General features: G+C 62.3%; 3 protein-coding genes. 2 read left to right on the plus strand and 1 reads right to left on the minus strand.

Annotation, left to right across the window (positions count from 1 at the left end):
• The coding region (locus INF61_RS22490) for an MFS transporter (protein WP_193548137.1) at positions 1-754 on the plus strand (754 nt) is incomplete at its 5' end.
• Positions 755-765: 11 nt separating this feature from the next.
• Positions 766-2367: a glycoside hydrolase family 43 protein gene (locus INF61_RS22495; RefSeq protein ID WP_193548138.1), complete on the plus strand. Its 1602-nt coding sequence runs from the start codon at positions 766-768 to the stop codon at positions 2365-2367.
• On the opposite strand, the gene xynR is transcribed toward INF61_RS22495, so the two are convergent.
• Positions 2352-3122, minus strand: coding sequence for a DNA-binding transcriptional repressor XynR (gene xynR, locus INF61_RS22500; RefSeq protein ID WP_193548141.1), 771 nt, complete (start codon positions 3120-3122; stop codon positions 2352-2354). The two genes, INF61_RS22495 and xynR, sit on opposite strands and share 16 nt — an antisense overlap.
• Positions 3123-3256: the final 134 nt, after the last annotated feature.

Raw genomic sequence — 3256 nt, forward strand, 5'->3', positions numbered from 1 at the left:
GCAGCCTGGCTCGTCGGTGGCGAAAGATCTTAAGCTGCTGCTGGGCAACGGCCAGTGGCGGATCATGTGCGCCTTCAAGATGATGGCGACCTGCTCCAACGTGGTGCGCGGCGGGGCGACGCTCTACTTCGTGAAATACGTGATGGATCACCCGGAGATGGCGACCCAGTTTTTACTTTACGGCAGCCTCGCCACCATGTTCGGCTCGCTCTGCTCGTCTCGTCTGCTGGGCCGCTTCGACCGCGTCACCGCCTTTAAGTGGATCATCGTCGCCTACTCGCTGATTAGCCTGCTGATTTTCGTCACCCCGGCGGAGCATATTGCGCTGATTTTCGCCCTCAACATCCTGTTCCTGTTTGTGTTTAACACCACCACGCCGCTGCAATGGCTGATGGCCTCTGACGTGGTGGATTACGAGGAGAGCCGCAGCGGGCGACGCCTGGACGGGCTGGTGTTCTCCACCTACCTGTTCAGCCTGAAGATTGGCCTGGCGATTGGCGGGGCAGTGGTGGGCTGGATCCTGGCGTACGTGAACTACTCCGCCAGCAGCAGCGTGCAGCCGGTCGAGGTGCTCACCACCATCAAAATTCTGTTCTGCGTGGTGCCCGTGGTGCTCTATGCGGGCATGTTCATCATGCTGTCGTTTTATAAGCTCACCGACGCCCGCGTGGAGGCCATCAGCCAGCAGCTGATCAAGCACCGCGCGGCGCAGGGCGAGGCCATTCCCGACGCCGCGACAGCCGCATCCCATTAACCGGAGGCAACATGGAAATCACTANNNCCGGCTTCAACCCGGACCCGTCCCTGTGCCGCCAGGGCGAGGACTACTACATCGCCACCTCGACCTTCGAGTGGTTCCCGGGCGTGCGCATCTATCACTCCCGCGACCTGAAAAACTGGACGCTGGTCAGCACGCCGCTGGACCGCGTGTCGATGCTGGATATGAAGGGCAACCCGGACTCCGGCGGTATCTGGGCGCCGTGCCTGAGCTACGCCGACGGCAAATTCTGGCTGCTCTATACCGACGTGAAGATTGTCGATTCGCCGTGGAAAAATGGCCGCAACTTCCTCGTCACCGCGCCGTCCATTGAGGGGCCATGGAGCGAGCCGGTCCCGATGGGCAACGGCGGGTTCGATCCGTCCCTGTTCCACGACGACGATGGCCGCAAATACTACCTCTACCGCCCGTGGGGACCGCGCCATCACAGCAACCCGCACAACACCATCGTGATGCAGGAGTTTGACCCGCAGACCGGCACCCTCTCGCCGGAGCGCAAAACGCTGTTTACCGGCACGCCGCTCTGCTACACCGAAGGGGCGCATCTTTATCGGCACGCGGGATGGTACTACCTGATGGTTGCCGAAGGCGGCACCAGCTACGAGCACGCCGTCGTGGTGCTGCGTGCAAAAACCATCGACGGGCCGTACGAGCTTCACCCGGATGTGACGATGATGACCAGCTGGCACCTGCCGGAGAACCCGCTGCAAAAGAGCGGCCACGGCTCGCTGCTGCAAACCCACACCGGGGAGTGGTATATGGCCTACCTTACCAGCCGCCCGCTGCGCCTGCCCGGCGTGCCGCTGCTGGCCTCAGGCGGACGCGGTTACTGTCCGCTGGGGCGCGAGACCGGCATCGCCCGCATTGAATGGCGCGATGGCTGGCCGTACGTGGAGGGCGGTAAGCACGCGCAGCTGACCGTGAAAGGCCCGCAGGTGGCGGAGCAGCCCGCCGCCGTTCAGGGTAGCTGGCGGGATGATTTCGACGGCAGCACGCTTGACCCTGAATTGCAGACTCTGCGCATTCCGTTCGACGACACCCTCGGCTCGCTCACCGCGCGCTCCGGCTATTTACGGTTATACGGCAACGACTCGCTCAACTCGACCTTTACCCAGTCGACCGTGGCGCGCCGCTGGCAGCACTTCACCTTCCGGGCCGAGACGCGGATGCAGTTCTCGCCGGTGCACTTCCAGCAGAGCGCGGGGCTGACCTGCTACTACAACAGCAAAAACTGGAGCTACTGCTTTGTGGACTACGAGGAGGGGCAGGGCAGAACGATTAAGGTTATTCAGCTCGACCACAACGTGCCGTCGTGGCCGCTGCACGAGCAGCCCATTCCCGTGCCGGAGAGTGCGAAGAGCGTCTGGCTAAGGGTGGATGTGGATGCGCTGGTCTACCGCTACAGCTACTCGTTCGACGGCGAGACGTGGCACACCGTGCCGGTGACGTATGAGGCGTGGAAGCTGTCGGATGACTATATCGGCGGGCGCGGCTTCTTCACCGGCGCGTTTGTGGGACTGCACTGCGAGGACATCAGCGGCGACGGCTGCCACGCTGACTTCGACTACTTCACCTACGAGCCGGTCTGACGGCTCAGGCCGGGCGCGCGTGAGAGCTGGAGCCCGGCCTGCTGAAGCTGCTCGCGGAAATCAGCCAGCTCGGCGTCGTCCACGCGGGAGGTCAGCGTCGACAGGCTCAGGGCGGCGATGACGCGGGACTCGTGGTTCCACACCGGCACCGCCACGCAGCGCACGCCCTGCTCGTTCTCTTCGCTATCCAGGGCATAGCCCTGCTCGCGGGTCTGCGCCAGGGCACTCATTAAGGCTTCGCGAGAGGCAAGGGTAGAAGGGGTATAGGTGGTGTACTGATAGCCCTCCAGCAGGGCGTTCAGCTCGGCCTCGCCCAGCCAGGCAATCAACACCTTGCCGATGGCGGTGGCGTGAACCGGCAGGCGGCGGCCGATGCGCGAATAGGCGATGGCAGCGAGCTTGCCTTCAATCTTCTCGATATAGACCCCTTCACGCCCGTCCAGGATCCCCAGATGGGTAGTCTGCCCGGTTCGCCGGGACAGCTCCGTCAGCCAGCCTTTCGCCTTCTGCCGAATATCCATCGAGCCCACGACAAAATGCCCGCGCTCGACCAGCTTCATGCCGAGGCGATACTTACCGTTCTCCGGGTTCTGATCGATATAGCCGTGAAGCTGGAGGGTTTTCAGCAGCGAGTGGAGGGTACTCTTGCTCAGCCCCATCAGTTTGCTGATGTCGGTGATCTTAAGCTCGGTGGCCTGCTCGTTGAACAGGTCGAGGATCTGCAACGCACGTTCAACAGACTGAATAATCGGCATAATGCTGGTATGTCCACGCTGGAATTGAGGCGAAAACGTACCTTTTTCGGGGTGAAAAATCAATTGAGTAGAGCGGGTTGTGGGAGAAAGGGCATCAGCCGCATCGTCGCCTGATTTGCCCGGCGGCGCTGCGC

The sequence above is a fragment of the Enterobacter cloacae complex sp. P18RS genome, from assembly GCF_014982105.1.
In the GTDB taxonomy this organism is placed as follows: domain Bacteria; phylum Pseudomonadota; class Gammaproteobacteria; order Enterobacterales; family Enterobacteriaceae; genus Enterobacter; species Enterobacter hormaechei_C.